23 protein-coding genes are annotated in these 26,127 nt (G+C 62.2%); 11 read left to right on the top strand and 12 right to left on the bottom strand.

Annotated elements, in window-relative coordinates; all coding sequences use genetic code 11:
• Positions 1-48: 48 nt before the first annotated feature.
• The 3 genes from CHEJ32_RS24400 to doeA are packed head-to-tail and all read right to left on the bottom strand — an operon-like array spanning position 49 to position 3,161.
• The gene (locus CHEJ32_RS24400; protein ID WP_245261066.1) at positions 49-789 is read right to left on the bottom strand and encodes a GntR family transcriptional regulator; all 741 of its coding nucleotides are present in this window, start codon (positions 787-789) and stop codon (positions 49-51) included.
• Between the two features lie 16 nt (positions 790-805).
• Positions 806-1,966 carry an acetylornithine deacetylase gene (argE, locus tag CHEJ32_RS0110765; protein WP_028033896.1) on the bottom strand — a complete coding sequence of 387 codons (1,161 nt, stop codon included), beginning with the start codon at positions 1,964-1,966 and terminating at the stop codon, positions 806-808.
• Between the two features lie 10 nt (positions 1,967-1,976).
• On the bottom strand, positions 1,977-3,161 hold the full coding sequence (doeA, locus tag CHEJ32_RS0110760) for an ectoine hydrolase DoeA (RefSeq protein ID WP_028033895.1): 1,185 nt from the start codon (positions 3,159-3,161) through the stop codon (positions 1,977-1,979).
• Between the two features lie 180 nt (positions 3,162-3,341).
• Here doeA and ehuB point away from each other — a divergent pair, with 180 nt between their 5' ends.
• The 11 genes from ehuB (at position 3,342) to CHEJ32_RS0110705 (ending at position 15,258) form a co-directional block, all read left to right on the top strand.
• Positions 3,342-4,196 carry an ectoine/hydroxyectoine ABC transporter substrate-binding protein EhuB gene (gene ehuB, locus CHEJ32_RS0110755; protein ID WP_028033894.1) on the top strand — a complete coding sequence of 285 codons (855 nt, stop codon included), beginning with the start codon at positions 3,342-3,344 and terminating at the stop codon, positions 4,194-4,196.
• Positions 4,197-4,295: 99 nt separating this feature from the next.
• Complete coding sequence (ehuC, locus tag CHEJ32_RS0110750) at positions 4,296-4,961, top strand: ectoine/hydroxyectoine ABC transporter permease subunit EhuC (RefSeq protein ID WP_028033893.1); 666 nt, start codon at positions 4,296-4,298, stop codon at positions 4,959-4,961.
• Positions 4,962-4,963: 2 nt separating this feature from the next.
• Positions 4,964-5,632, top strand: a complete 669-nt coding sequence (ehuD, locus tag CHEJ32_RS0110745) for an ectoine/hydroxyectoine ABC transporter permease subunit EhuD (RefSeq protein ID WP_028033892.1) — start codon at positions 4,964-4,966, stop codon at positions 5,630-5,632.
• The gene (ehuA, locus tag CHEJ32_RS0110740) at positions 5,632-6,453 is read left to right on the top strand and encodes an ectoine/hydroxyectoine ABC transporter ATP-binding protein EhuA (protein WP_034658198.1); all 822 of its coding nucleotides are present in this window, start codon (positions 5,632-5,634) and stop codon (positions 6,451-6,453) included. The genes ehuD and ehuA overlap by 1 nt, the downstream gene beginning before the upstream one ends.
• Positions 6,450-7,457 (top strand): hydroxyectoine utilization dehydratase EutB, encoded by a 1,008-nt coding sequence (gene eutB, locus CHEJ32_RS0110735; RefSeq protein ID WP_028033890.1) that lies wholly within the window; start codon positions 6,450-6,452, stop codon positions 7,455-7,457. The genes ehuA and eutB overlap by 4 nt, the downstream gene beginning before the upstream one ends.
• Positions 7,447-8,439: a cyclodeaminase gene (locus tag CHEJ32_RS0110730; RefSeq protein WP_028033889.1), complete on the top strand. Its 993-nt coding sequence runs from the start codon at positions 7,447-7,449 to the stop codon at positions 8,437-8,439. The genes eutB and CHEJ32_RS0110730 overlap by 11 nt, the downstream gene beginning before the upstream one ends.
• Before the next feature lie 109 nt (positions 8,440-8,548).
• Positions 8,549-9,037: an Lrp/AsnC family transcriptional regulator gene (locus CHEJ32_RS0110725; RefSeq protein WP_028033888.1), complete on the top strand. Its 489-nt coding sequence runs from the start codon at positions 8,549-8,551 to the stop codon at positions 9,035-9,037.
• A 128-nt stretch (positions 9,038-9,165) separates the two neighbouring features.
• The gene (locus CHEJ32_RS0110720) at positions 9,166-10,650 is read left to right on the top strand and encodes an NAD-dependent succinate-semialdehyde dehydrogenase (protein ID WP_028033887.1); all 1,485 of its coding nucleotides are present in this window, start codon (positions 9,166-9,168) and stop codon (positions 10,648-10,650) included.
• 30 nt (positions 10,651-10,680) lie between these two features.
• Positions 10,681-12,051 (top strand): aspartate aminotransferase family protein, encoded by a 1,371-nt coding sequence (locus CHEJ32_RS0110715; protein WP_028033886.1) that lies wholly within the window; start codon positions 10,681-10,683, stop codon positions 12,049-12,051.
• Between the two features lie 771 nt (positions 12,052-12,822).
• A complete protein-coding gene (locus CHEJ32_RS0110710) occupies positions 12,823-13,977 on the top strand; it encodes an ABC transporter substrate-binding protein (RefSeq protein WP_028033885.1) in 1,155 nt (384 codons plus the stop codon).
• Between the two features lie 87 nt (positions 13,978-14,064).
• Entirely contained in the window at positions 14,065-15,258 is a 1,194-nt protein-coding gene (locus CHEJ32_RS0110705; protein WP_028033884.1) for a diaminopropionate ammonia-lyase, read from the top strand.
• A 34-nt stretch (positions 15,259-15,292) separates the two neighbouring features.
• On the opposite strand, the gene CHEJ32_RS0110700 is transcribed toward CHEJ32_RS0110705, so the two are convergent.
• The 9 genes from CHEJ32_RS0110700 to CHEJ32_RS0110660 all read right to left on the bottom strand — a co-directional run bounded on the left by CHEJ32_RS0110700 (position 15,293) and on the right by CHEJ32_RS0110660 (position 26,122).
• Positions 15,293-16,045, bottom strand: coding sequence for a GntR family transcriptional regulator (locus CHEJ32_RS0110700; protein WP_028033883.1), 753 nt, complete (start codon positions 16,043-16,045; stop codon positions 15,293-15,295).
• Between the two features lie 166 nt (positions 16,046-16,211).
• On the bottom strand, positions 16,212-17,423 hold the full coding sequence (locus tag CHEJ32_RS0110695) for a 2Fe-2S iron-sulfur cluster-binding protein (protein ID WP_028033882.1): 1,212 nt from the start codon (positions 17,421-17,423) through the stop codon (positions 16,212-16,214).
• Positions 17,420-18,253, bottom strand: coding sequence for a xanthine dehydrogenase family protein subunit M (locus CHEJ32_RS0110690; RefSeq protein WP_028033881.1), 834 nt, complete (start codon positions 18,251-18,253; stop codon positions 17,420-17,422). The genes CHEJ32_RS0110695 and CHEJ32_RS0110690 overlap by 4 nt, the downstream gene beginning before the upstream one ends.
• A complete protein-coding gene (locus CHEJ32_RS24395) occupies positions 18,250-20,643 on the bottom strand; it encodes a xanthine dehydrogenase family protein molybdopterin-binding subunit (RefSeq protein WP_051469589.1) in 2,394 nt (797 codons plus the stop codon). The genes CHEJ32_RS0110690 and CHEJ32_RS24395 overlap by 4 nt, the downstream gene beginning before the upstream one ends.
• A 141-nt stretch (positions 20,644-20,784) precedes the next feature.
• Positions 20,785-22,170 carry an NAD(P)(+) transhydrogenase (Re/Si-specific) subunit beta gene (locus tag CHEJ32_RS0110680; protein WP_028033880.1) on the bottom strand — a complete coding sequence of 462 codons (1,386 nt, stop codon included), beginning with the start codon at positions 22,168-22,170 and terminating at the stop codon, positions 20,785-20,787.
• Positions 22,167-22,478 carry an NAD(P) transhydrogenase subunit alpha gene (locus CHEJ32_RS0110675; RefSeq protein WP_028033879.1) on the bottom strand — a complete coding sequence of 104 codons (312 nt, stop codon included), beginning with the start codon at positions 22,476-22,478 and terminating at the stop codon, positions 22,167-22,169. Before CHEJ32_RS0110675 ends, CHEJ32_RS0110680 begins: the two co-directional genes overlap by 4 nt.
• 59 nt (positions 22,479-22,537) lie before the next feature.
• Positions 22,538-23,671 (bottom strand): NAD(P) transhydrogenase subunit alpha, encoded by a 1,134-nt coding sequence (locus CHEJ32_RS0110670; RefSeq protein WP_028033878.1) that lies wholly within the window; start codon positions 23,669-23,671, stop codon positions 22,538-22,540.
• Between the two features lie 173 nt (positions 23,672-23,844).
• Positions 23,845-25,128: an ArgE/DapE family deacylase gene (locus tag CHEJ32_RS0110665; RefSeq protein ID WP_028033877.1), complete on the bottom strand. Its 1,284-nt coding sequence runs from the start codon at positions 25,126-25,128 to the stop codon at positions 23,845-23,847.
• A 37-nt stretch (positions 25,129-25,165) separates the two neighbouring features.
• Positions 25,166-26,122, bottom strand: a complete 957-nt coding sequence (locus CHEJ32_RS0110660) for an LLM class flavin-dependent oxidoreductase (RefSeq protein WP_028033876.1) — start codon at positions 26,120-26,122, stop codon at positions 25,166-25,168.
• Between the last annotated feature and the right edge of the window lie 5 nt (positions 26,123-26,127).

Below are 26,127 nucleotides of genomic sequence, written 5' to 3'. Positions count from 1 at the left end.
ACAATTGCCAGCATCGCGTTCGGAGCGGGGAGCGATGCTGAGCACGCTTCAGCCGTCGCTATGCGGCGTCGGCGAGAGGGCACCCCCGGCGGAATCCGCCGCCCGCCTGATCCTGCTGAAGCTCATGGCGATATGGGCACGTCTGAGATGGCCTGCCGCTGCCAGATCCCCGTTCTCCACCGCCTCCGTGATGTCCACCACCTCACGCTGGAAGATGATGAACTCGTTGAGAAGCAACGCCTCGTAGCCCCTGAGGCGGGAGGCCGTCTTCAGCCAAATTCGCGTGGTCTGGTAGTAGAGGCGCTCGCTGAACTCGCGTAGCGGCACGTTGTTGGTCAGGCTGTTGTACAGGTGGAAGAATTCCATATTGATGCGCGCGAACTCTCGTGGATCGGCCTTGCGCACCATCTGGTCGCAACGGTTTCGGATGTCCCGGAACCGCTTCACCAGGGCATCATCGATCGGGACGGACGAAAGCTTGCCTACCAGCTCCGCCAGTTCCACGCGCAGCTCATAGACCTGTGCCAGCTCTTCGACCTCGATATCGGTGACGATGGTGCCGACGCCGTGGACGGAGCGGAGCAGCCCTTCTGCCTCGAGCTTGACGAGGACTCGGCGGATCGGCGTTCGTGACACGCCGAATTCCTCGGCGAGATCCTCTTCGCGCAGCCGTTCGCCGGGCGCGTAATCGAGCAGGCAGATACGCATCCGCAGCGTCTGGTAGATCCGATCGAACCGGCCCCTTGCGCCTTCGTCGGCCGGCACCATCCGTTCTGTCCTGTCCGGCATCGTGAGCATCTCCCGGCTATCGCGCAAGCTTCAGCCTCAGCTTGTCCAGCATTTCAAGGCAGGAGGCCAATTGGTCGATGGCGATGAACTCGTCGGGCTTGTGGGCCTGGGCGATCGATCCCGGGCCGCAGATGATCGAGGAGATGCCTGCAGACTGGAACAAGCCAGCCTCTGTGCCGAAGGGAACGACATCTGCATGGTCGCAGCCGGTCAATTTGCAGACGATTTCCCGCGCCTTTGATTCCGCTACAACCTGAAGTCCCTCGACCTCGCCGATCACATGAGTGACGATCCCGCAGTCGGGCGAGACGGCACGCATGGCCGGCAACAGAACCGTGTCGACATAGTCGTCGAGGTCCCTCTTGACGAAGCTCGCGTCATCGGCCGTCACCGGGCGCATCTCCCATTCGACAGTGCAAGCGCCGGCGATGACGTTGCGCGCCGTGCCGCCTACCATCCGGCCGACCTGCACCGTCGTCCAGGGAGGGTCGAAGCGGCTTCCGGCGGGAGCACGGGCTTTCAGCCGTTCGCCGAGGTCGAGCAGCCGCGAAACATAACGCGTGGCATACTCCACGGCATTGACCCCCTTGCCCGGCTGGGAGCCGTGTCCTTCGAGCCCGATGAACTCCGTCGTGTATTCGTAGCAGCCCTTATGGCCCTCGATTACGCCCATGCCCGTAGGCTCGCCGATGATGGCGACCGAGGGGCGGATGCCGGCATTGGCAATCTCGCCAACGAGCGCCCGCGCGCCGAAACAACCGATCTCCTCGTCATAGGTCAAGGCGAAGTGGAGCGGACGGGCGAGGTCGAGCTCAGCGAACCGGGGCGCCATCGCCAGGGCGGCGGCGATGAACCCCTTCATGTCGCAGGTGCCCCGGCCGTAAAGTCTGCCGCCGCGCTCCGTCAGAGTGAAGGGATCGCTCGTCCACTCGGACGGATCTGCGGGCACGACATCGGTGTGTCCGGAGAGCACGATGCCGCCATTCCCCGCCGGCCCCAGCGTCGCAAACAGATTGGCCTTCGTGCCGCTGTCGTCGCGGGAAAGCAAGAGCGTGGCGCCCGCGTCGGAGAGAAGATCGGCAGCATAGGCGATCAGTTCGAGATTGCTGTCCGAGGAAACCGTCGGAAAGGCGACAAGCTTGCCCAGGATTTCGCGCGTGCGGGCGAGCATATCCATTTAAGGTCTCTCAGTCCTTCACGAACAACTTGCGGGGCCGGTCGCAGAAGCATTCCGCCGCTCCGCTCTCGCGGATGAGAATGCTTTCCGTGATCTCCAGGCCCCAGTCGTCCATCCACAGGCCAGGCATGAAGTGGAAGGTCATGCCGGCTTCAAGAACCGTCTCGTCGTCGGTACGGAAGGAGATTGTGCGCTCACCCCAGTCGGGAGGATAGGAGATGCCGATGGAATAGCCGCAACGGCTATCCTTCTTGATGCCGGCACGCTCCAGCGAACCGAACAGCGCGCGGGCGACCGCGCCTGCCGTATTGCCGGACCGGGCCGCTTCTAGGCCTGCCTCCAGTCCTTCGGCGAGCGCCTTCTCCGCGTCGAGAATGTGTTGCGGTGGCTTGCCGAGGAAAACGGTGCGGCAGAAGGGCGTGTGATAGCGCCGGTAACACCCTGCGATCTCGAAGAAGGTGGCTTCGCCCTTCACGAAAGGCCGATTGTCCCAGGTGAGGTGCGGCGCGGCGGCGTCTGTGCCGGAGGGCAGCAGCGGCACGATTGCCGCATAATCGCCCCAGGCATCGCCGACGCCGCGGACGGCGTCGCCCAAGATCTCGGCCACGACTTCGTTTTTCGGGCGGCCCGGTTCGACGCGCTCGACAATGCCGTCAACGATCTTCTCCGCGATGCGGCCAGCCCGGCGCATGAAGGCGATCTCTTCGTCGGACTTCACCGCCCGCTGCCAGTTGACGAGCGCGGTTGCATCCACGAGCTCCGCCTGCGGCAGCTCCTCCTTCAGCACGAGGAAGGCCTTGGCCGAGAAGTAATAGTTTTCGAGCTCGAGGCCGATGCGCTTTCCGGCATAGCCGCGGTCGCGGAGCAGCGCAGCCAAATCCTGCATTGGATGGCGAACGGGCGACTGCACGTAATGGTCGGCGTAGCCGGCAACGTGAGCGTCTGCCATCCACACCGTGCGCACTGCACCGTTTACGTCCTGCGCGCGCCCCCACCAGATGGGATCGGCGTCATGGAAGACGACGACGCCCTGGTGAACATAGAACGACCATCCATCGTAGCCGGTGATCCACGCCATGTTCGATGGGTCCTCGACGAACAGGACGTCGATGTCCCGCTCTTCCATGGCCCTGCGCACCTTGGCGAGGCGCCGGTCATATTCTTTGCGGGAGAAGGGTAGCTCCGCCGCTGGCATAGTTTCCTCCTGATGCACATGAGACCGCCAAGCGATCAATGTGTACATCTATGGCCAGTTGAGGCACACGAACAAGAGATATTTCGTCACTGCTCTGCGAAAAACCAATTGACACGATACAAAGGTCGCGGGATGTTGTGCACAACATAGAACTATAAAGGTGGAACAGGAGTAAACCCTATGAAAGCAGCTATCTTAAAGGGTATGGCCGTTCTCGGCATGGCGGCCCTGGCGCTGGGAGCGAACGCCGCCTTCGCCAATGCGCAATCCCTGCTGGAGAGGGCCGACCAGGGCGAGCCGATCCGTATCGGTTTTGCAAACGAGATACCGTTTGCCTATCCGGGCGAGGACGGCAGCCCCAAGGGTTTCGTCAACGTTTTCACGATCGCGGTGCTGAACAAGATGGGCTATGAAAACATCGAGCCCGTTCAGACCGAATGGGGCGGTCTCATCCCGGGTCTCAACGCCAACAGGTTTGACATCGTCACGGGTGGCATGAACATCCTGGCGAGTCGCTGTGAGAATATCGCCTTCTCCGAGCCCATTGCGACTGTCGGTGACGGCTTCATCGTCGCCCCCGGCAACCCGAAAGGCATCAGCAACTATGAGAGCCTTGCCAAGAGCGGTGCCATCATGGTGACGGGGGCAGGCTATTCGAATGTCGAGCAGGCGAAGGCAGCAGGCGTTCCCGAGTCGAACATCATGCAAGTTCCCGGACCGACGGAAATCCTGGCCGCGGTGAGGGCTGGCCGCGCCGACGCGGGTGCAGGCACCTACTTCACCATGAAGCAGCTTGCCGATTCATCCGGCGGGGCGGTCGAGGTGACCGACCCGAACGCGATGCCGGAGAGCTCGTTGAACTGGGCCGGCATCGGTTTCCGTAAGTCGGATCAGGATTTTCTCGACAAGTTCAACGCGGCCATGAAGGAATATATCGGCTCCGAAGAGATGCTGGCCGCTGTTGCCGAATATGGTTATGGCGAGGCGTCGTTACCCGGCGACCGGACGACCGAATGGGTCTGCGCCAACCGCTGACATGACGATGCGTGGGCGGCCCGATCCGGCCCGCGCTCGCCTTCGGGCAATGATGCCCGCCTCCCGCCTTCATGGCCCCGACGGGAAGCTCCGAGCAGCATGTCCTATTTCGAATTTCTAGGCCAATACGGGGACCGCATCCTGAGCGGTACGCTGGTCACCGTCGTACTGACCGTGCTCGCAGCGCTGCTTGCGATCGTCATCGCTCTTGCAGCGGGTATGATGCGGATGGCCCCCAATCCGCTGGTCCGCGGCGTGGCCACCGTTTATATCGAGATCTTCCGGGGTACGTCGCTCCTGGTACAGCTTTATTGGATTTTCTTCGTGCTGCCGCTCTTCGGCATCACGTTCGAGAAATTCACGGCTGGCTTCGTCGCCGTCGGCATGAATCTCGGCGCCTATGGGGCGGAGCTGGTGCGCGGCGCGATCCTATCGGTTCCGCGAGGTCAGTGGGAGGCAGCGCTCGCGCTCAACATGTCGCCCGCCAAACGCATGTGGCGCGTGATCCTGCCCCAGGCCGTGCTGATCATGTTGCCGCCTTGGGGCAATCTGCTCATCGAGCTGTTGAAGGGTACGGCGCTCGTAGCGCTCATCGCCGTGGCCGACCTGATGTTCCAGGTTAAGCAGATCAACGGCACGACCTTCCTCTCGGCCGAGTCCTTCGGCACCGCGCTGATCATCTACTATATTCTCGCCCGCTTCATGCTGACGCCGTTCATGCGCTGGGTGGAGCGCATCATGCAGCGAAAACTGGGGAGGGCCTAGAGATGTTCGACTGGCGCTGGGACTTTACCTGGGAGATCCTGCCTCGCCTGTTGGCGGCGACCGGCAACACGCTCCTGGCCGCCGGCCTGGGCTATGCGATCGCGGTGGTGCTCGGTCTTGCCTTCGCACTCGCCCAGCGCACGCCCTACCGCTCCGTCACCGTCGTCGTACGAGAGGCGATCGAGTTCATCCGCTCGACACCGCTGGTGCTGCAGATCTTCTTCGTCTTCTATGTGGGACCGCAGTTCGGCATCAGGCTCTCGCCCTGGACGGCCGGTATGATCGCCATCGGCCTGCACTATGCCGCCTATCTTTCGGAGGTCTATCGCGGCGGCTTGGAGAGCGTGCCGAAAGGACAATGGGAAGCCGCGACCTCGCTCAACCTCTCGACGGCGCGCACCTACTTTCGCGTGATCATTCCGCAGGCCCTGCCCCCCTCACTTGCCGGCATGGGCAACTACCTGGTCGGAATCTTCAAGGATACCCCCATGCTCTCGGTCATCGGCGTCGCCGAACTCATGCATACGGCCAACGCCATCGGCTCCGAGACCTATCGTTTCCTGGAACCCTACACCCTTGTCGGAGTCATCTTCCTCCTCATATCGCTGCCCACCGCCGCCGGCATCCGCCTGTTTGAAACCTGGGTGCGCCGCAAGCTCGGAATGGTCTGATGAACGCACAATACCTATCCGGATTTCCGCTCAAGCTTGAGGGCGACCCCGTCCCGATGGTGAGCTTCAAGAAGGTCACCAAAAGCTATGGCAGCCTCGTGGTGCTCGACTCGCTGGATCTCGACATCGCCGAAGGCGAAATGGTGACGATCATCGGACCTTCCGGCTCGGGCAAGACGACCGTGCTCCGCATGCTGATGACGCTCGAGACCATCAATGGCGGCGTCATCTATGTCGACGGCGAGCCGCTGACGCACATGCCGAGCGGCAACGAGCTGGTTCCAGCCAACAATCGTCATCTGCGCCGCATGCGGTCGAAGATCGGCATGTGTTTCCAGCACTTCAATCTATTCCCACACATGACCGCCCTGGAGAACTGCATGGAAGGCCCGGTGCATGTGCTCGGCCTTTCGAAAAAGGAGGCGCGCGAGCGCGCCGAGGAGCTGCTGGCGATGGTCGGCATGGCGGATAAGCGCGACCAGCATCCGTCTCGCCTGTCGGGCGGTCAGCAGCAACGCGTCGCGATCGCCAGGGCCATGGCCATGCGGCCAAAGGTGATGCTCTTTGACGAAGTGACCTCGGCGCTCGATCCTGAAGTGATCGGCGAAGTCACCAATGTGATCCGCAAGCTCGTCGCAGAGCACCATTTGACCATGCTGATGGTCACGCATCAGATGGGTTTTGCCAAGGACATTTCCGACCGCGTCTGCTTCTTCTATGGAGGGCGGATCGAGGAACAGGGAACCCCGGAGGAGCTGTTCGGGAATCCCAAGCGGGAACGCACCCAGCAATTCCTGAGCGCAGTGAAGGAGGCGATTTGAGCCTGTCGTTAGCAGACATCCTGGCCGCTCGTCGCACGATCGCCGGCGTTGCAGTGCGCACGCCGCTCGTCCCCTCGCCACATATGAGTGGGATCGTCGGCCACGACGTTCTTTTGAAACTGGAGACGACCCAGCCGGTCGGGGCATTCAAGCTGCGGGGCGCGGTCAATGCGGTGTCAGCCCTTGCCGGCGATGCTAACGGCGTCGTCTGCTGCTCGACGGGCAATCATGGCCGCGCCATCGCTTATGCAGCGCGGGCGCGCGGGCTGAGGGCCGTGGTCTGCATGTCGTCATTGGTGCCGAAAGCGAAGGTGGACGGCATACGCACTCTCGGCGCGGAAGTGCGCATCGTCGGCCGAAGCCAGGACGACGCGCTCGCCGAAAGCCGCAGACTCTCTCGGGAAGAGGGATTGATGGAGATCTCGCCCTTCGACGATCCGCTGGTGATCGCTGGCCAGGGGACGATCGGGCTGGAATTGGTCGAGGACCGGCCGGACCTGGCGGCGATCCTCGTTCCCCTCTCCGGCGGCGGCCTTGCGGCAGGTGTGGCACTGGCCGCCAAGGCCATCAAACCATCGATCAAGGTCATCGGCATCAGCATGGACCGAGGCGCGGCAATGCACGATTCGGTGCGTGCCGGCAGGCCCGTCGAGGTGGAGGAAGTGCCGAGCCTCGCCGATTCGCTTGGCGGGGGCATCGGCCTCGATAACCGCCTCTCTTTCCCGCTCTGCCGCGACCTGCTCGACGACTGCGTGCTCGTCACGGAGGAACAGATCTATGACGCGATGCAGACGGTCTATTTCGAGGACCGTATGGTGGCCGAAGGCGCGAGCGTTGTCGGCATTGCAGCAATGAAGGCCGGCAGGCTGCCGCCGCCGGGCGGCCCGATCGCGACGATCCTGACCGGCCGCAATGTCGACATGACCAGCTTCACCGACATCATCTCGGGACGAAGCGTTCAGCTCGGCGACACCGAAGTGAAAGGGCGAACCTATGGCGCGTGAGGTCACGATCCTGACCGAAACCGATCTGCGGAAGCTGATCAAGCTCGACCTCCCGGCGATCGACGTTGTGGAGCGTGCCTTTGCGGCACTCGCCTCGGGTAAGGTGGTAATGCCGCCGATCCTGTCCATGGCCCTCCCGGAGGCCAATGGCGAAGTGGACGTGAAGACCGCCTGGATTCCAGGCTTCGAAGGTTTCGCCATCAAGGTCAGCCCAGGCTTTTTCAACAATCCGAAGATCGGGCTTCCGAGCCTCAACGGGCTGATGATCCTGTTCTCCGCCAAGACCGGGCTGGTCGAGGCGCTGCTGCTCGACAACGGCTACCTCACTGATTTGCGTACCGCCGCCGCTGGCGCGGTCGCCGCCCGCCACCTTGCGCCCTCGCGCGTGGAAACTGCCGGCGTCATCGGCACAGGAGTGCAGGCACGGCTGCAGCTCCAGGCGGCCCATCTGGTCCGCCCGTTCAACCGGGTTCTGGTCTGGGGACGCGACCCCGAGAAGGCGGAGGCCTGTGCGCGCGATATCGCAACCAACCTGCCCGTCATTGCGACCTACGAGCCTGATCCGGCCCGGCTCGTCGCTGCGAGCCAGCTCGTCGTGACAACCACGCCCGCCGAACATCCGGTGCTGCAGGCCGAGTGGCTTCACCCCGGTCTCCACATCACCGCCATGGGCTCCGACCAGGCGGGCAAGAACGAGATCGATCCCGCCGCGATTGCGGCTGCCGACCTCTATATCTGCGACAGGGTCAGCCAATGCGAGCTTCTGGGCGAACTGCGCAGCGCCAAGGCTGCCGGTCTCTGGAACCGTGGCACGCCTCCGGAACTTGGCGAGATCGTCGTCGGCACGAAGGAGGCCCGCATCTCCGACGAGCAGGTCACCATTTGCGATCTCACTGGTACCGGCGCTCAGGATACTGCCATTGCGACCTTCGCCCTGGAACTGGCGCGGAAGGCCGGGGTGGGATCCGTGATCTCGACGTGAGATGGTTCCGTGTTCTTGCGCCGTTCTGCAACGCCATCCTTCTTTGGCGTATGCCGGGGATCAGCCGGGGCGATGACCGAAACTTTCCGTTACCGAAATGGTGCGGCCGATGCTGAAGCTCGATGACCGCGACCTGAAGATCCTGGCCATCCTCAGCCGCGAGGGTCGCATTTCCAAGGCCGAGCTTGCAAAGCGGGTGAACCTCTCAGCCGCGCCCGCATGGGAAAGGATGAAGCGGCTGGAGGAGGCGGGCCTCATCACCGGCTATCGGGCCGAGATCGCGCTGAAGAAGATCGCGCCTCACATAACAGTGTTCATGGCGGCCGAACTCGAAAGCCACCGCGCTCAGGATTTCCACCAGTTCGAGCGCGCGCTGTCGCCTCTGGACGAGGTTGTCGCGTGTTGGGCTGTCGGCGGCGGCTTCGATTATATCCTGCAGATCGTCACGCGCGACATAGACGCCTACCAGCGCCTGGTGGATGAACTGCTTGAGGCGAAAGTCGGCCTCTCGCGCTACTTCACCTATGTCGTGACGAAATCGGTTAAGCTCAGGCCGCCGCCCCTAGTGCAGCTGCTTGGCATGCAGGCGCAGGACTAACTGGCGAAAAAACCTCTGCTCCCGGCTCTCACTTCCGACGAAGCTTTGGCCGTCACCGGGCTCTTCAAAATCATCGTCGGCGCCTGTCAGCGCACAATGTGGGGCACTTGCCAACGAGAGGCCCCGCCATGACCTCGATCGCCTACCTGCAGAAGACCACCCTGACGTCGCTTGCAGACCCGCGCCTGTTCCGGGAGTTCGCCTATGTCGACGGCGCCTGGACTGCGGGCTCGCGCGGGCGGATGATCGACGTCACCGACCCAGCCGACGGTTCGCGTATCGGCTCCGTGCCCGCACTGACGGCGGATGACGCGGCACAAGCGGTCGAAGCCGCCCACAGGGCATTTCGCCCTTGGTCCGGCGAGTTGCCCCTGACGCGCGCACAGATCCTCCGCCGCTGGCACGATCTCATCGTCGCCGCACGCGAGGATCTTGTCCGCCTCATGGTCCAGGAACAAGGCAAGCCGGTTTCCGAAGCGCTCGGAGAGATCGATTACGCCGCTTCCTACGTCGAGTTCTATGCGGAGGAGGCGAAGCGATTGAATGTGGAGAGCGTCACGTCGCATTTGGCGGACGCCGATATGCGCGTGCTGCGCCAACCGGTCGGGGTCGCTGCGCTCGTGACACCGTGGAATTTTCCTTCCGCGATGCTGACGCGCAAGGCCGCTGCCGCGCTCGCCGCCGGCTGCACCGTCGTTTGCCACCCGTCCTCCGAGACACCCTTCTCTGCGCTGGCGCTTGCCGAATTGGCCGAGCGTGCCGGCTTTCCCGCCGGCGTCTTCAACGTTGTCACCGGCGACGCGCCCGAAGTGGTCGGCGCCTTCACGGCATCGCCCAAGGTGCGCATCCTCTCCTTCACCGGATCCACAGAGACCGGCCGTCTGATCTACGCCCAGTCGGCGCCGACCATCAAGCGGCTGGTCATGGAGCTTGGCGGACACGCGCCGTTCATCGCCTTTGCGGACTGCGACTTCGAGCGGGCGGTGGAGCGGGCACTCGCGGCCAAGTTTGCGACATCAGGGCAGGACTGCCTCGCGGCCAATCGCTTCTACATAGAGCGGTCCATCTATGAACGCTTCGTCGCCGCCTTTACCACACGCGTGGAGACGATGCGGGTCGGCCCTGGTGCCAGCGATCCCGACATCGGCCCGCTGATCAACATTCGCGCCGTCGCGAAGCAGGAACAGCACATCGCCGACGCTCTGGCGCGCGGCGCGCGCCTTGTCACCGGCGGAAATGTTGATCCCGCCGGGCCGCTATTCTTCCAGCCCACAGTCCTTGCGGACGTGCCGGAGGATGCGGCGATCTTCCGCGAGGAGACCTTCGGCCCGGTTGCGGCCTTTGCTCCCTTCGACCGCGAGGAGGAAGTGCTGGAAAGGGCGAACCGCACGGAGACCGGGCTTGTTGCCTACCTTCACACCGCGGACAGCGCCCGCATCGCGCGCATGAGCAGCGCGCTCGAATTCGGCATGGTGGCGGTCAATCGCACCAAGATCACCGGCGCTGCCATCCCCTTCGGCGGCATGAAGCAGGCCGGGCTGGGACGCGAAGGCTCCCGCCATGGCATGGAAGCCTATACCGATCTCAAATACGTCTGCTGCGACGTGTCATGAGCATTCAGAAAGACCGCACGGAGAACAACGATGCTGACAAATGACGTCCTCGACCGCTGGGACCGGGAGAATTTCTTCCACCCCTCGACCCATCTCGCCCAACACGCACGTGGCGAGACGCCGAACCGCATCGTGACCGGCGGCAAGGGCGTCTTCATTGAGGACCGCGACGGCAACCGGCTGCTCGATGCCTTCGCCGGATTATACTGTGTCAATGTCGGCTATGGTCGTTCTGAGATTGCCGAGGCGATCGCGGCGCAGGCGAAGGAACTCGCCTATTACCATGCCTATGTCGGCCATGGCACCGAAGCCTCGATCACCCTGGCAAAGATGGTGCTCGAGCGGGCGCCGAAGAACATGTCGAAGGTCTATTTTGGCCTCGGCGGATCGGACGCCAACGAAACCAACGTCAAACTCGTCTGGTATTACAACAATATACTCGGCCGGCCTCGGAAAAAGAAGATCATCTCCCGCTGGCGCGGCTATCATGGCTCCGGCCTCGTCACCGGTTCGCTGACCGGGCTTGCGACCTTCCACAACAAGTTCGACCTGCCGCTTTCGCAGGTGATCCACACGGAGGCGCCCTATTACTACCGGAGGCCGGAGCTCGGGATGAGCGAGGCCGACTTCGTAGCCTTCTGCGCCGACGAGTTGGAGAAGCTGATCGCCCGCGAAGGTGCCGACACGATCGCAGCCTTCATAGGCGAACCGGTGCTCGGCACCGGCGGTATCGTCCCGCCACCTTCCGGTTACTGGGCTGCGATCCAGAAGGTTCTGAAGGAGCACGACATCCTGCTGATCGCAGACGAGGTGGTCACAGGCTTCGGCCGGCTGGGCTCCATGTTCGGATCGGACCATTACGGCATCGAGCCCGATATTATCACGATCGCCAAGGGCCTGACCTCGGCCTATGCGCCGCTATCGGGCTCCATTGTCGGCGATAAGGTATGGAAGGTCCTCGAACAGGGGACGGACGAGAACGGTCCGATCGGCCACGGCTGGACATATTCGGCCCATCCTATCGGTGCGGCCGCGGGCGTCGCCAACCTGAAACTGATCGACGAGCTTGGGCTGGTGGAAAATGCCAGGGAAACCGGCGCCTACTTCAACCATGCTATGAAGGATGCGCTGGGAGGCCATGCCCATGTCGGCGAAATTCGTGGAGAAGGCCTTCTCTGCGCGGTGGAGTTCGTCCAGGAACGCGGCACGCGCACCTTCTTCGAGTCGGACCGGAAGGTCGGCCCGAGCGTTGCGGCAGCCCTGGCCCGGCGAGGGGTGATCGGTCGCGCCATGCCGCAGGGCGACATACTCGGTTTCGCTCCGCCGCTCTGCCTGACACGGGCGGAAGCGGACGAAGTGGTCGGCAAAACCGTCGAAGCAGTTGTGGAGGTCCTCGGGTAAGATCACCGCTGCCGATGTGGACATAACGGTCAAGGCCCTCCCCTTCTGGGAGGGTCTTGTCGTCCGTCCGCGAGGGCCGTGTGGGAGGACAGCTCCGTCTCACGTTGAGCGAGGCGCGATTTACTTCCAAAACGATTTCGTGCATGACCCTGCCAGGAGCGCCTAAACAGGCCTCCAGGATCAGGTAGGATCATGAAGTCTGATCATTCTCGTATGGTGATCTCTCACTGGGTGCCGATGAGCACTCAGGTACATCTATGCTTATTCCACTCAGCGGATCGAAGAAATAGACGCTAATCTGCCCTCAGTACCGGTAAGAAGCTCCTTAGCTGCTGGCCATTTCGGGAACCGGTCAGAGATGTTCCGCTGGACCACCTGCCACTGCGCACAGGGCTCGAAAGAGTATACACCGCGCAAGTTGTTGCGCGTCGAGAACACATAGGCACCCTCGGCGATATTTAGTGGCGCTTTCTTACCGGCGGCCCGCACCACCCATAGTGACATGCAGTTCTTGAGCTGTTTGCGGAGGCCAGATGCTGCCGGCGCCTCAATTCATGCTGTCGGACAGCAGTTGCCGCGCCTGCACTAGAAACTCCGCCAAGTGTCCGATAGAGCCTTCCACTGCCCCAAAACACAGGGACGAAGCCGCCCCTGTGGAGGGCTGGTATCCTCCATATCGGCAATTTGCCTATTATACTATTATTGGTATAATAGTAGGATTGCTTGGGCCAGGTGCCAAGCAATTGATGCGTATAACCGGAGGAGAAGACATTGATTGAGCGCTTGCACTTGTATGCGATTACCGCCTCGCTGATCCTGGCAGGGGCCGGTATCTCGCAAGCCGATCCGATCAAAATCGGCGTCAACCAGCCATTGACCGGGCCCTTTGCGGCGTCCGGCACTTACATCGTCGACGGCGCCAAGCTCGCAGTGGAGGAGATCAACGCCAATGGCGGGGTTCTTGGCGAGAAGCTCCAGCTCGTCATCGAGGACAACAAGAGCAATCCTACCGAAGCTGCTGCCGTTGCCGAAAAACTTATCGTCAGCGACAAAGTGCCCGTCCTCCTCGGCGCCTGGGGGTCCAGCCTTACCCTCGCCGCGATGCCGAAGCTGATGCAGTACCAGGTACCGATGCTGGTCGAGACATCCTCGTCGTCGAAGATCACCCAGCAAGGCAATCCCTACGTATTCCGCATTTCGCCGCCCTCCTGGGTCGAAGCGGAACTATTCAAGAAGCACCTGCCGGAACTCAACATAAAGAAGGTCGATTTCCTGGCCATCAACAATGACTGGGGAATCGGCACCATAAACGATTTCACCAAGGCTCTTGGAGAAGAAGGAATCGAGGTCGGACTGTCCGAGATAATGGATCAGGGCGCGCAGGATCTGAGTGCGCAACTGTCCAAGATCAAGGCGTCGGACTCCGACACCATCATCGTGACGACCGCGGTCGAGCAACTCACACTGCTCCTCAAGCAGGCTGCTGCGCTCGGTATAACGAAGCAGATCATCACGACCGGCGGATCGCAAAATCCCGACCAGCTGATACAGCAGGCCGGCTCCGCAGCCAACAACAGCATCCACATGGTCTTCTTCGCACCGTGGTTCCCGGAAAGGGCCGAACATCCCGACAGGGCTAAAGCCTTCGTCGCGGCCTGGGAAAAGGCCGGGCACGACAAAGCGGGCATGACCGAGAGCTACCGCGGCTACGACGGCATTCAGGTCATCAAGGCAGCGATCGAAATGGCCGGCAAGGCTGAACCGGAAGCGATCAAAGAGGCATTCTGGAACATTGAAGCTCCGGCGCTCAACGGAACGGTCACCTTCGTCAAGGACGGTCCCGAAGGCCGGGAGAGCGGTCAATATATGGCGAATGGCACGCTGGTACGGATCGTTGACGGCAAGATCGAGCTTGTCGGCTCCTGATCTGATCATCCGATGTAAACTGGCCCGCCGCACCGGCGGGCTTCTTTCATGCGCGACTTTTCGCAGATGCAACATGGAGCTTTCGCGTTGCTTATCCTCAACTCTCATCCCGACCACGGCACACCGCTCGATTCCAGAGACGCCGACATCCTCAGCCTCGCGTCGGCCGAAGCGGTAGCGCGCTTCCTTTCCTACCGCCCGAACCATAAGCCAACCCCGCTCCATGCACTTGCCGGCCTGGCCCGCCTGACTGGCGTCGAAGCCGTCTACGTCAAGGACGAAAGTCAAAGGCTGGACCTCAACAGCTTCAAGGCTCTCGGCGGTTCCTATGCCGTTATCCGTCTCGTCCTGGAGCAGGCGGGCCGCAAGCTCGGCCTTCCAGTGGACATAGCAGAGCTGCATTCGCCGGCCGTCCGCGAGGTCGCCGCCGGCATGACCTTCGGCTGCGCGACGGACGGCAATCACGGCAAGTCGGTGGCCGCCGGCGCCCAACTTGTCGGCGCGAAAGCTGCGATCTTCGTTCATTCAGGAGTGTCGGACGAACGTGTGGCCGCGATTGCCGCGTTCGGGGCCCAGATTATCCGCGTCGATGGCACATATGACGATTCAGTCGCAGAGGCCGAACGCAAGTGCAAGGAGATGGGATGGACCGTCGTCTCAGATACCTCCTGGCCGGGATACGAACGAATTCCCGGTCTTGTCATGCAAGGCTATACAGCGATGCTCAAGGAGGCGGCAGATGCCCTGGCGGCCGCGCCGACACACGTCTTCGTTCAGGCAGGCGTAGGAGGCCTTGCCGCGGCTGTTGCCGGTCACTTCGACGTCCGTTACGGGGACAAGCGCCCGCGCCTGATTGTCGTCGAACCGAGCAGGGCGGCATGCCTGTTCGAAAGTGCGCAGGCCGGTCACCCCCTCAAGGTTGCACATGGCGAACCCACCATCATGGCCATGCTGGAATGCTACGAGCCGTCATTGGTGGCCTGGCGCATTCTTTCGCGCAAAGCGGACGCCTACATGACCATCGACGAGGATGACGCGGCCGAGACCATGCGCCGCCTCGCCCGCCCGGTCGCCGGCGATCCGCCGATCGTCTCAGGCGAAAGCGGCGCTGCCGGCCTGGCCGGCTTTCTCAAGGCGGCTGCCGACGCAAAGACGCGGTCGGCACTCGGCATTGATGCGCATTCACGCGTGCTCCTCATCAATACGGAGGGAGCCACCGATGAGGCGCGTTACCGGGCGATTGTCGGCTGCACGCCGGCCGACCTGTTCGCGCCGGCGTAATGGGCCCGCGCGCCGTGGGTAAACCGCGGCGCGCCTACGCTTCCACCTTGCCCTTGTTCAAGAGATCGACCCGTAACGCGAAGCAATCCTTGAGATAGTGGATGTTCGCTACGTAGATAGCCGTGTTCGCATCGTCTATCAGGACCAGGCGGCAATCAGCGGTGGGCTCGCCAAGACCGATCTTCAGCAGATTGGCCGTCTCCGGGTCGGCAACGCCGATCGTCAGCGTCTGGTATGCATGAAGGATGCGGACATCCTGCATCTCCACGATGCTCGGCAACGCCGCGGAATGGGAGAAGCGTTTCCGATCGCGAGCAAAGAGGTTCTGGGCCAGGTAAAGGTTCACGACCGAGAATGGCTCGCCGTTGTTATACTGGACGCTGCGAAGAAACGTGTATTTCTCGGCTGGCTTTCCTTCCCGCTCATCGAGATCGGGCGGCGCGACATTCTCTTCGATATGAACACGCTCGATCACATTGTCCTTCACCAGCGCGAGCATGGTGTCGAAGTCGTTGGCGAGATTTAACCAGCGGTTGTGACGCGGCCTTCCGGAAACGAAGGTGCCCCGGCCCTGCTGTGCATCGAGCAGGCCCTCGTTGCGGAGCAGTTCAATGGCTTGGCGGATGGTCACGCGCGCGACGGCGAACTCAGCCTCAAGCTCTTCGAGGGTCGAGATCTTGTCACCTTCGGCCCAATGGCCGCTCTCGATCCGCTGCCGCATCACTGATGCGACTTGGATGTAGAGCGGGACACGGCTGCGATCGTAAAGAGAAGCAAGTTTTTTCATGATCTTTATGTACGACAAATAGGATGAAAGCGCCATAGCACACTGGGTTTGGCAGAATCGCATGAATTGACGGAATCGGCCTCGTCCCGCAACCCGCCGCAACAAGGATGGGCTGCGCTTCGAAAGAAGGCACGGAGCTCATCGAAAGGGCCGCTGGACGTTTGCGTTAATTGCGCCGGAAGAACCGCCCCACCAAGCGCTTCAGTTGGCCCAGGAAAACCGAGGACAGGAACGAACCCGCATCGAACTCTCCCGCCGCAGGCGGTGGCCCCGCGTCGCCTCGCATCTGGTGCGCCAGGCGTGCTTCCAGATTTTGGACGAATACGGCAATCAACCTGTTGGCGACGTCCTGCACGAGGCCTGACCGGCTGAACTGCGCGAGCATGCCCGACAGGGTGAAGCCGACGGTCAGGTCGACGCGGGTCTCACCCGGTGTCTCTGCCTGCCGGACGGCATAGCGGATTTGCCCCCGTGTGGTCGAATTGCTGCGCCTGTCTTTACCAACCCCGTCAATGACACCGGTGCGGGTGGCCTCGTCCCGGGTGATATCGGCCGCTCCATGGAACTCGGCAGAGATCGGCCCCACCTTGACCTTGATCTGCCCCTCCACATGCCCATCCCGGGCTGGGCCGTTGAGAGAGGCACCAGGGAGGCAGGCGGCAACCTCTTCTACCCGACCGAAGAAGCCCCAAACCACATCCACAGGATGGGCGACCGTAAAGCTCTGCTCGAAGGTTGTCTGGGGCTTCCAATTTTCCGCCTGGGCAACCGAGGCCGGGCGCGCTGCTGAAGCGGAGATCGCCCCGTTCATCGTGGTGGCTGGGGCCGGTGCGGCTCCCCGTTCCGCCGCATTGCCCGAACCGGCGGGACCAAGCCGGGTCCGGCCTCCATCGGGTATCGGCTGGATGCCGCGCGCCCGTCGATCGGCAACCACTGCCTGGACAGCTTTGACGATGCCCACATATCCCGTGCAGCGGCACAAATTGCCGCTCATCGCGACGCGGATGTCTTGCTCTGTTGGTGCCTCCATGCGCAGCACAACGTCCCGCGCGGAGACAAGCATGCCGGGCGTGCAGTAGCCGCACTGCAATGCGTGTTCGCGCGAAAAGGCGACGCGCAGTTCGGCCGTGATCTCGTCCTCATCCAGCCCTTCCACAGTGGTCACCGAGGCTCCCTCACAGGCGGCGGCAAAGGTAATGCAAGACCGCGCCGGCACCCCGTCAATGAGCACCGTGCACGCACCGCACACGCCGTGTTCACAGCCGATATGCGTTCCTGTCAGATCGTGGGTCTCACGAATGAAGTCCGCAAGATGCGTGCGGGGTTCGCAGGGGGCGCTGGTCGCCCGGCCATTGATGGTGAGGTTGATCGTATTCATGCCGCACCTGCCTGCTCGACGGCGCGCCGCAACGCGGCCACGTGGATTTGTCGGTCGATCGGGTCGGCCATGCCGCCGGCCTCCACCAGTTCGTCGGCGAGCCGGCTATCGAATCCTGCGCTCGGGGCAGAGCTGTCGCCAAGCAGCCTGCGCGCATCGGCTACGACGATCGGCCGGCTCTCAGTGGCACCGAAAACCGCACGACACACATCCCGCTCGGGATCGATAAGGAAAGCGCCGATGGCATGCGCAAATTCACCCGTTTTGCGGCAGCTCTTGTAATAGCCCCAGCGGGCCGCCGCGCTGAGCCGCGGGACCGTGACGGAAACAAGCATCTCGCCCGGCCGAAGATCGGCCTCGAGCGCTCCCATGATATAATTCTCGATGGGAATGCTGCGGCTGCCTTCCGGCCCGCGCAGCGTCACCGTCGCTCCAAGCGCTGCCAGGATGGATATCCAGTCGGCCGAAGGATCAGCGTGGGTGATGCTGCCGCCGATCGTGCCGCGGTTGCGCACAGCCCGATAGGCGATGCCGCGCGCCACAGTGCGCAACGCGCCCCGTGTAACGTCCGGGGCCCTGCCATCCTCGATGTCAGCATGCGTGATGCACGCGCCGAACACAACCGTGTCGTTCTTCTCTTCCACTTGGCGGAGTTCTTCGATGCCGGTGATGTCGACAATGAGGTCCGGCTGCACCAGTCGCATATTGAGCATCGGCCCTAGCGATTGGCCGCCTGCCATGATCTTCACCGCACGCTCGTCATTGGCGATGAACCGGAGCGCGCCTTCGACGTCCCTCGGCCGCACATAGTCGAAGTTGACGGGCTTCATGCGAATTCTCCGCGCATGTTCTCCATCGCCTCGGGCCCGCGATCCTCGCGGACAGGGGCATTACGGATCGCTTCCAGAACCCGACGTGGCGTCATCGGCGTGTGCAAAAGCTCGACGCCGTAACGCTTCAGCGCATCGTTGACCGCGTTGCCGATGACCGCAGGAGGCGCGATCGCTCCGCCCTCTCCTATCCCCTTGACGCCGAATTCCGTGTAGGGGGCCAGAGTCTCCATATGCTCCAGCCGAGGCGCGGGTATCTCCGTCGGGCCCGGCAGAAGATAATCGGCAAAGGTAGAGGCAAGCGGCTGGCCGGAGGCGTCGAAATTCATCTCCTCATAAAGCGCGGTACCGATGCCCTGCGCCAGCCCGCCGAAGATCTGCCCGTCGACCACCATCGGGTTGATGAGCTTGCCGCCATCTTCGACGATGACATAGTCGAGGATTTCGATGTCTCCGAGTTCCGGATCGACGGCCACAACAGCGGCGTGCGCCGCATAGCTGAATGTGCCGCTGTCGCGGACCGGCTTGTGGCCGATCGTCACTTCCAGGCCGCGCGGATCGACGCCGTCCGGCAGGTTTTGGGGGCGACGGTACCAGGTCCGCGCGATCTCTTCGAGCGTGACACTGCCGGATGGCCCTACCACGGCGCCGCCGACCAGTTCCACCTGATCTATCTTTGCCTGCAGAAGATGTGCGCCGATGCCCTCGGCGAGCTTGGCTATCTCGCGCGAGGCGGTCGCCACAGCGCCGCCTGCCATCACGGCGCAGCGCGATCCCCAGCTTCCCGTAGAATAGGGTGTGTATTCCGTGTCTCCGTGCACCAGCTTGATCTTGGCGACATCGATGCCAAGAATTTCGTGCGCGATCTGCGGCAGCGTCGTCTCCATGCTCTGGCCGTGCGAGTGCACACCGACACGCAATTCCAAACCCCCGTCGGGCGTCATGCGCGCCGTCGCCTGTTCGTGCCCCGGCACCATAGGGATGCCCCAACCGGCATAGACGGAGGTGCCGTGTGCGCCCTGCTCGCAGTAGATCGCATGACCCACACCGATCAGCCTGCCATCCGGCTCGGGACGCGCCTGGCGTGCGCGTATCGCTGGCACGTCGATCGCGGCGATGGCACGGCGCAGTGCTTCCGGATAATCACCGCTGTCAAAATGCTTTCGAGTGATGTTGTCGAAGGGCATTTGCTCCGGGCGCACGAGATTCTTCAGCCGCACCTCGTGCGGCTCCATGCCAACTTCGCGGGCAATCGCATCGATGACCAGCTCCATCGCGTAGCAAACGCCGGTGCGTGCCACCCCGCGATAAGGCAGGATGGGACATTTGTTGGTGGCGACCGACCAGGTGCGGCAGCGATAGGACGGGAAATCGTACGGACCGGGCAGGATGCTTGCGACCTGCGCCGCCTCAAGGCAAGCAGAGAACGGATAGGAGGAATAGGCTCCAGAATCCACCGTGGCTTCGCAATCGATTCCAAGAAGCCTTCCATCTCGATCGGCATAGCCGGTGATACGATAGTGGTGCTCGCGGCAATTGGCGCCGGCGGTCAGATGTTCGCGCCGATCCTCGATCCAACGGACCGGATGGCCGCAACGCATCGCGAACCAGCCGAGGCAGACATCCTCCGGCAGAAGGATGCCCTTGTAGCCGAAGCCGCCGCCCACATCCGGCGATATGATGCGAACCTGGTGGTGATCGAGCCCGAGGCACTCGGCGAGGCCGGTCCGCACGATGTGCGGCATCTGGCAGCCGGTGTAAAGGACGAGCTGGCCCATGCGGTTGTCCCAATAGGCAACCGTGCCTCGCCCCTCCATTGGCGCCATGCTTTGTCGCGCGGTCGAAATCTCCCGCGTCACCTTGATCGGCGCATCGAGCGCCGCCTCCATATTGACGTCGACAAAGGTCTCAAGAAAAATATTGTCCCCCCACTGCTCATGGAGCAGCGGTGCCCCCGGCTGACGCGCGGCGAGCATATCGTGCACTGCCGGGAGTTCCTCGAGATCCAGCTCCACAAGTGCGGCTAGATCCTCCGCGTGCGCGCGCGTGTCGGCTATGCACATGGCGATCAGTTCGCCTACCTGCCGCACCTTCTCATAAGCCAGGATCGGCTGATCCGACGGTTTGAAGCCTTGAAGGCCCGAAACGGCCTGGATCGGTTTCACGCCCTCGAGATCGGCAGCCACGACGACCCTGTCGCGCAGCTCTTCTGGAACATGCACCCCCCGTACCCGGCCATGGGCAATCGGCGAGCGCACGAAAGCGACATCTTTCATGCCGGCGAGCCGGATGTCGGCCACGAACTGGCCTCTGCCGCGCAACAGCCTGTCGTCTTCCTTGCGCTGAAGCGAAGCCCCCACGCCCTGCCCGCTGCTAACCTGTGCAGCCATGGTGCAATTCCTCCCTCTCCTGAATCAGCCGCAACCCTGATACGGTGAGATCACATCTCAGACTATATTTAGTAAGATAGCAAGATGCGGCTCAACTCTCCTCACGGTGAGGCGGCAAAGTCCTTCTGCCGCCTTTCCTCCTCATGCCTGCTTAACCTCGTTGGCAAGCTGTGCCAGCGATTGTTTGGCGTCGCCGAACAGCATGTTTGTCTTTGGCGAGACGAAGAGGTCGTTCTCCACTCCTGAGAAGCCTTTGCCGCGCCCGCGCTTCAAGACAATGATGCTCTTGGCGTCCTGAACATTGAGGATCGGCATGCCATAAATCGGTGAACTCCGGTTTGTGCGCGCGGCAGGATTGACCACGTCGTTGGCGCCGATGACAAGAGCGACATCCGCATCGGAAAAGCGCTCGTTGATGTCTTCCATGTCGAACAGCTTGTCGTAAGAAATCCCGGCCTCCGCAAGGAGCACATTCATATGGCCTGGCATCCGGCCCGCGACGGGATGGATAGCGAAGCGCACATCCACGTCGCGCTTTTCCAGAAGGTCCGCAAGCTCCCGCACCTGGTGCTGTGCTTGTGCAACCGCGAGCCCATAACCGGGAACGATGATGACGCGCCTGGCGAATGCGAGCCGCAGGGCGGCATCCTCCGGCTCGATCGCCACCATCTCGCCAACCGCTCCCTGGGAGGCCTCCGACATGCCGGCCTCCGTCCCGAAGGCGCCAAAGAGCACATTGGTGAAGGAGCGGTTCATTGCCTTGCTCATGGCCATCGACAGGATGAAACCGCTGGCCCCATCGAGCGCGCCGACGACGATCAGGATGTTGTTGTCGAGCGCGAAGCCCGTCGCCACGGCAGCAAGACCCGCATAGGAGTTGAGCAGCGACACGACGACCGGCATGTCGGCCCCACCGATCGGCATCACCATCAGGATACCGATGACCAGGCCGATCGCCAGGATCGCCACAAAAAGTGGAACGCTGTAAGGCGAGACGATAAGCCATACGAGGCAGGCCAAGCCTACTGCGAAGAGCGACAGGTTGAAGAGATTTTGTCCGCGGAACGTAATCGGCGCTCCCGGCAGCAGTTCCTGCAGCTTGCCGAACGCCATCAGGCTCCCCGTCACCGTCAGCGCACCGAGAAACACCTCAAAGCCCAGCGCGATGGTCTTACCGTGCGTCAGAGTTTCCTCGTCGAAACCGTGCAGATACTCGCCGACGCCGACCAGAGTTGCCGCGAGTGCGCCGAACGCATGACTGAATGCAATGCGCTGGGGCATCGCCGTCATCGGGACCCACATCCCCAGCGGATATCCGATGAGGCCGCCGGCAATGAGCCCAACGGTCAGCCACTCGTAGCTAAGGATACGTTGGTCGACAAGCGTCGCGCAGACGGCAACGAGCATGCCGAAGGCAGCCATCTGCATGCCGCGGCGGGCCGTCGTCGGCTGGCCGAGCGAGCGCAGCGCCATCACGAAGAGCGCTGCGGCGGAAAGATAGGCGAGTTGGATACCGGTGGTGATCATGAGTTGAGGGACTCCTTGGCCTCAAGCCTCTGCGGCTTGAACATAGCCAGCATGCGGTCCGTGATGAGGAAGCCGCCCACCACATTCGCCGTGGCGCAACCAACGGCGATCGTACCGAGCACGGTGCTGAGCAGACCCTGGTTGGTGCCTGCCAGCACGAGCGAAGCAACCAGAGAGATACCGGAAATGGCATTGGTGGCAGCCATCAACGGCGTGTGCAGAAGCGGCGGGATGCGCGTTATGGTCTGAAAGCCGACGAACCCGGCAAGCAGAAAGACAAAAAGCTGAATCACGGCGGTGGACGTCATGTAATTTTCTCCACGAGTTGCGCCACTCGGCATCAATACGAGCGGCGCGATCCTACCTGTCAGTTGGGCCGCGTACCGGCGAAGGCCGGATGGACGATCTTCCCGTCACGCGTCAGAATGGTGCTTTTCACCAGCTCGTCCTCCCAGTTGATGGCAAGGGCAGGCTTGTCGCGGTCGATCAGCATCGAAACGAAGCTGTAAAGGTTGCGCGCATAGAGGCTCGAAGCCGTGGTGCTGATCCGCGCAATGCTGGAATTGCCGATAATCTTGATGCCGCGTGCGTCGGTGACGATTTCGCCAGCCTTCGAGCCTTCGACATTGCCGCCTTGCTCGGCGGCCAGGTCAACCAGCACCGAGCCGGGCCGCATCGTTTCGATCATCTGACGGGTGACAAGGCGAGGTGCTTGCCGCCCCGGAATGAGAGCGGTGGTGATGACGATGTCCTGTTTGGCGATATGGCTTGCGATCAGTTCGGCTTGCTTCGCCAGATAAGCTTGCGACATCTCCTTGGCGTAGCCGCCGGCCGTTTCGGCCGCCCGAAACTCCTCGTCCTCGATTGCGATGAATTTGGCACCGAGAGAGGCCACCTGCTCCTTCGTCGCCGGCCGCACATCGGTGGCCGAGACGGAGGCCCCAAGGCGGCGCGCCGTCGCGATCGCCTGCAGCCCGGCAACGCCGGCTCCCATGACGAAAACCTGCGCGGCTGGAACGGTCCCGGCGGCGGTCATCATCATCGGCAGCAGCCGGGAAAACTCACCAGCCGCATCGATAACGGCGCGGTAGCCGGCCAGGCTCGCCTGGCTCGACAAAACGTCCATCGACTGGGCGCGGGTGATGCGGGGCATGAATTCCATCGCGAAGGCATTCACGCCGGCCTCAGCCATCACCTCAAGCGCCCCATTGGCGCGAAACGGATCCATGGTAGCAAATACGGCCGCGCCCGGCTTGCAGGCGCGGATTACCGCTTCCTCCGGCCGGCGAACTGCAAGCACGATGTCGGCTTCCCCGACCGCAGTGGCAGCGTCTTGGACGATGTCTGCCCCGGCCGTTTCGAAGTCCTGGTCGAGGATGCCGGCCCCGATCCCGGCGCCGCCCTGCACGCGGATCTTGCCGCCAAGCGCCCCATATTTGCGAACCGTCTCCGGCGTGACCGCCACCCGCGTGTCCTCATCGCTCAAAACCGCGATCTGCATGGCCCCCTTCTCCTTGATTGCCCGGAGGAGAACCCCTCCGACGCATTCAATGTGACTCCGATCAGAGTCCAAGTCAATCTATTTATAGTAAGATAGTATGTTATACAAAGTCCGCCAAAGAAGAAGGGGCGCCTCAAAGGTGCGCCCCTCCTCTTTGTTCGCTCGCGAATCGATCAGGATTTGGTCTGGGCTTCCCCGTTGCACCAATCATAGATGCTGAGCGCCATCACCTTGATGGCCGTGAGATAATCTTCGATCGAGACATATTCGTCATTGGCGTGCATCACGGCGGTTGAGCCGGGGCCGAAAATGACGGTGGGCGTATCGCCATAGCTGTTGAGGAACCGCGTATCCGCCGCGCCCTGGCGGCCGCTGATCACGGGCTGCTTGCCAGTGATTTCCGTATAGGCCCGCGACACGGTCTCCACGATGGGGTGACCGCGCGGGATCTCCGAGGCTTCCGCATCATAGCCCACGAACCGGACGATCGGCGGATGATCTTTCATCCACTCGTCCCGTGCGGCGACTTCGGCAATCTTCTTTACGAGACTTTGCTTTACACCCTCATGGTCCTCACCCGGCACCGTGCCGATAGAACCCTTCAGAAGCGCCGAGGCGGGGAAGGCACTGGGATAGTTGCCCGCTTGAAAGCTGCCGATGATGCAGGGAAGCGAGTCTATCGCGCTTGGGTAGAGCGGGTGGCGCACGGTCGCCACGCGATGATCCTCCAGTTCCTGCACCGCCTTGACGATCTTATAGCCGAGCTCAATGGCACTGACGCCGAGGTAGCGCTGCTGGATTCCCGCGGGCTTGCCCTGGATCTCGATCTCGAACCAGATGCGCCCGATGCAGGCCGGCTGCACCGCGAGATCGCTCGTTTCGCCGGAGATGCCGGCATCGGCTCTGTAGCCTCGCGCAACGGTGTCGAGCGTGCCATGGCCGGAGACCTCCTCATCGATGACGACGTTGATCATCACGTCACCCTTTGGGGTGAGGCCGAGCTCCTTCAGGAACTTCACCGCCAAGACGTGGCTCGCCACACCGCTCTTCATGTCGCACGAGCCCCGGCCGTAAATACGGCCGTTTTCAATCTTGGCCGACCACGGATCGTCGCTCCAGCCTTCCCCATTGCCGACCGGTATGACGTCTGTGTGCCCGTTGAGCAGCAGGGAGCGCCCCCCGCCGGTGCCTTTCAGCGTAGCGACGATGTTCGGGCGGCCCTCATATCCGCGATCGACGGGGCGGTAACCAGGATGCTTTTTCAGCTCCTCCCAGTCGGTTTCCCAGATATCGACCTCGAGCCCGATGCCGCGCATATAGTCGGCCATGAACTTCTGGATCGCCGCCTCGTCGCCGGTAACGCTCGGGATTTTCACCATGTCACGCAACAGCGCTATCGCTTCTTCCCTTGAAGCGTCGACCTTGTCGAGAATCTTCTGACGGTTCGCGTCGGACATTCAAAACTCCGGATAGATTGTTCGCTGAGTGATCGGTTCATCCCTGCCGCAGGCGTGGGATGATCTCCTTGGCGATGATCTCGACCTGGTCCATCTGGTACTTGTACGGAACGAAAATGATCTTCTGCACACCGACCTTGATGTGCTCGCGCAGCTGCTCCACGCACTCGTCTACCGTGCCCATGATGGCGCTCTCGCGCGAGCAATCGCTGTGGGATGGGAAGTCCCACTCCTTGTTGAGCCAGTCCATCATGTCGTCATGCACGGCGGCCTTAGACTTGCCGACGCAGATGGGGAGCTGGGAAGCATTCAGCAGCGTGTCGGGATCCTTGCCGGCCTCCGCCGCGAAACCCCGCATCTTGTCCCAGGAGCGCTTGAAGTCCTCGGGCTTGTAGAAATAGGTGAGCCAGCCGTCGCCCTTCACCGCCGCGCGCTTCAGCACCACATCCACATAGCCCCCCAGAAGGATTGGCATGCGGGGCTGCTGGTACGGCTTCGGATACATGACCGCGGCAGAGAGCTTGTGGTTCATATATTCCCCGTCGACCAGGTGCTCGGTCCACAAGCGGGTCATGATCTCGAGATTCTCGTCCATCAGCTTGCCCCGCTTGTCGAAGGGGATGCCGACGGCGTCGAACTCGCGTTTATACCAGCCGGCCGCCATGCCCATCACAAGGCGCCCCTGGGAGAGCTGGTCCATGCTGGCGAGTTGCTTGGCGAGCGCCACGGGATTGCGAAGCGGCAGCACCAGAATGCCCGTACCCATCTTGATGCGCTTCGTGCGCGCGGCAATACCCGTGAGCACCGTCAGTGAATCGATGATCGGGAAATTCGGATCGACGCCGAGCAGCATGTGATCCCAGACCCAGACGGAATCGTAGCCCAATTCCTCGACGCGCACACCGTAATCGACCAGCGCGCCCGCATCGGGCATTTCCGGGTAAGCCATGAAATTACGTGCGGCGATGCCGAACGTATTGGAAAGAATGGTCATCAATA

It is taken from the genome of Chelativorans sp. J32, assembly GCF_000518985.1.
Lineage (GTDB): Bacteria > Pseudomonadota > Alphaproteobacteria > Rhizobiales > Rhizobiaceae > Chelativorans.
Note: the sequence above shows the minus strand (reverse complement) of the source record. Positions and strands in the feature narration are given on the sequence as shown.

Excerpts from the sequence above, each read along its gene's own strand:
- CHEJ32_RS24400 (WP_245261066.1), bottom strand. The coding sequence starts at position 789 with ATGCCGGACAGGACAGAACGGATGGTGCCGGCCGACGAAGGCGCAAGG.
- argE (WP_028033896.1), bottom strand. The coding sequence starts at position 1,966 with ATGGATATGCTCGCCCGCACGCGCGAAATCCTGGGCAAGCTTGTCGCC.
- doeA (WP_028033895.1), bottom strand. The coding sequence starts at position 3,161 with ATGCCAGCGGCGGAGCTACCCTTCTCCCGCAAAGAATATGACCGGCGC.
- ehuB (WP_028033894.1), top strand. The coding sequence starts at position 3,342 with ATGAAAGCAGCTATCTTAAAGGGTATGGCCGTTCTCGGCATGGCGGCC.
- ehuC (WP_028033893.1), top strand. The coding sequence starts at position 4,296 with ATGTCCTATTTCGAATTTCTAGGCCAATACGGGGACCGCATCCTGAGC.
- ehuD (WP_028033892.1), top strand. The coding sequence starts at position 4,964 with ATGTTCGACTGGCGCTGGGACTTTACCTGGGAGATCCTGCCTCGCCTG.
- ehuA (WP_034658198.1), top strand. The coding sequence starts at position 5,632 with ATGAACGCACAATACCTATCCGGATTTCCGCTCAAGCTTGAGGGCGAC.
- CHEJ32_RS0110730 (WP_028033889.1), top strand. The coding sequence starts at position 7,447 with ATGGCGCGTGAGGTCACGATCCTGACCGAAACCGATCTGCGGAAGCTG.
- CHEJ32_RS0110725 (WP_028033888.1), top strand. The coding sequence starts at position 8,549 with ATGCTGAAGCTCGATGACCGCGACCTGAAGATCCTGGCCATCCTCAGC.
- CHEJ32_RS0110720 (WP_028033887.1), top strand. The coding sequence starts at position 9,166 with ATGACCTCGATCGCCTACCTGCAGAAGACCACCCTGACGTCGCTTGCA.
- CHEJ32_RS0110715 (WP_028033886.1), top strand. The coding sequence starts at position 10,681 with ATGCTGACAAATGACGTCCTCGACCGCTGGGACCGGGAGAATTTCTTC.
- CHEJ32_RS0110700 (WP_028033883.1), bottom strand. The coding sequence starts at position 16,045 with ATGAAAAAACTTGCTTCTCTTTACGATCGCAGCCGTGTCCCGCTCTAC.
- CHEJ32_RS0110695 (WP_028033882.1), bottom strand. The coding sequence starts at position 17,423 with ATGAATACGATCAACCTCACCATCAATGGCCGGGCGACCAGCGCCCCC.
- CHEJ32_RS0110690 (WP_028033881.1), bottom strand. The coding sequence starts at position 18,253 with ATGAAGCCCGTCAACTTCGACTATGTGCGGCCGAGGGACGTCGAAGGC.
- CHEJ32_RS24395 (WP_051469589.1), bottom strand. The coding sequence starts at position 20,643 with ATGGCTGCACAGGTTAGCAGCGGGCAGGGCGTGGGGGCTTCGCTTCAG.
- CHEJ32_RS0110680 (WP_028033880.1), bottom strand. The coding sequence starts at position 22,170 with ATGATCACCACCGGTATCCAACTCGCCTATCTTTCCGCCGCAGCGCTC.
- CHEJ32_RS0110675 (WP_028033879.1), bottom strand. The coding sequence starts at position 22,478 with ATGACGTCCACCGCCGTGATTCAGCTTTTTGTCTTTCTGCTTGCCGGG.
- CHEJ32_RS0110670 (WP_028033878.1), bottom strand. The coding sequence starts at position 23,671 with ATGCAGATCGCGGTTTTGAGCGATGAGGACACGCGGGTGGCGGTCACG.
- CHEJ32_RS0110665 (WP_028033877.1), bottom strand. The coding sequence starts at position 25,128 with ATGTCCGACGCGAACCGTCAGAAGATTCTCGACAAGGTCGACGCTTCA.
- CHEJ32_RS0110660 (WP_028033876.1), bottom strand. The coding sequence starts at position 26,122 with ATGACCATTCTTTCCAATACGTTCGGCATCGCCGCACGTAATTTCATG.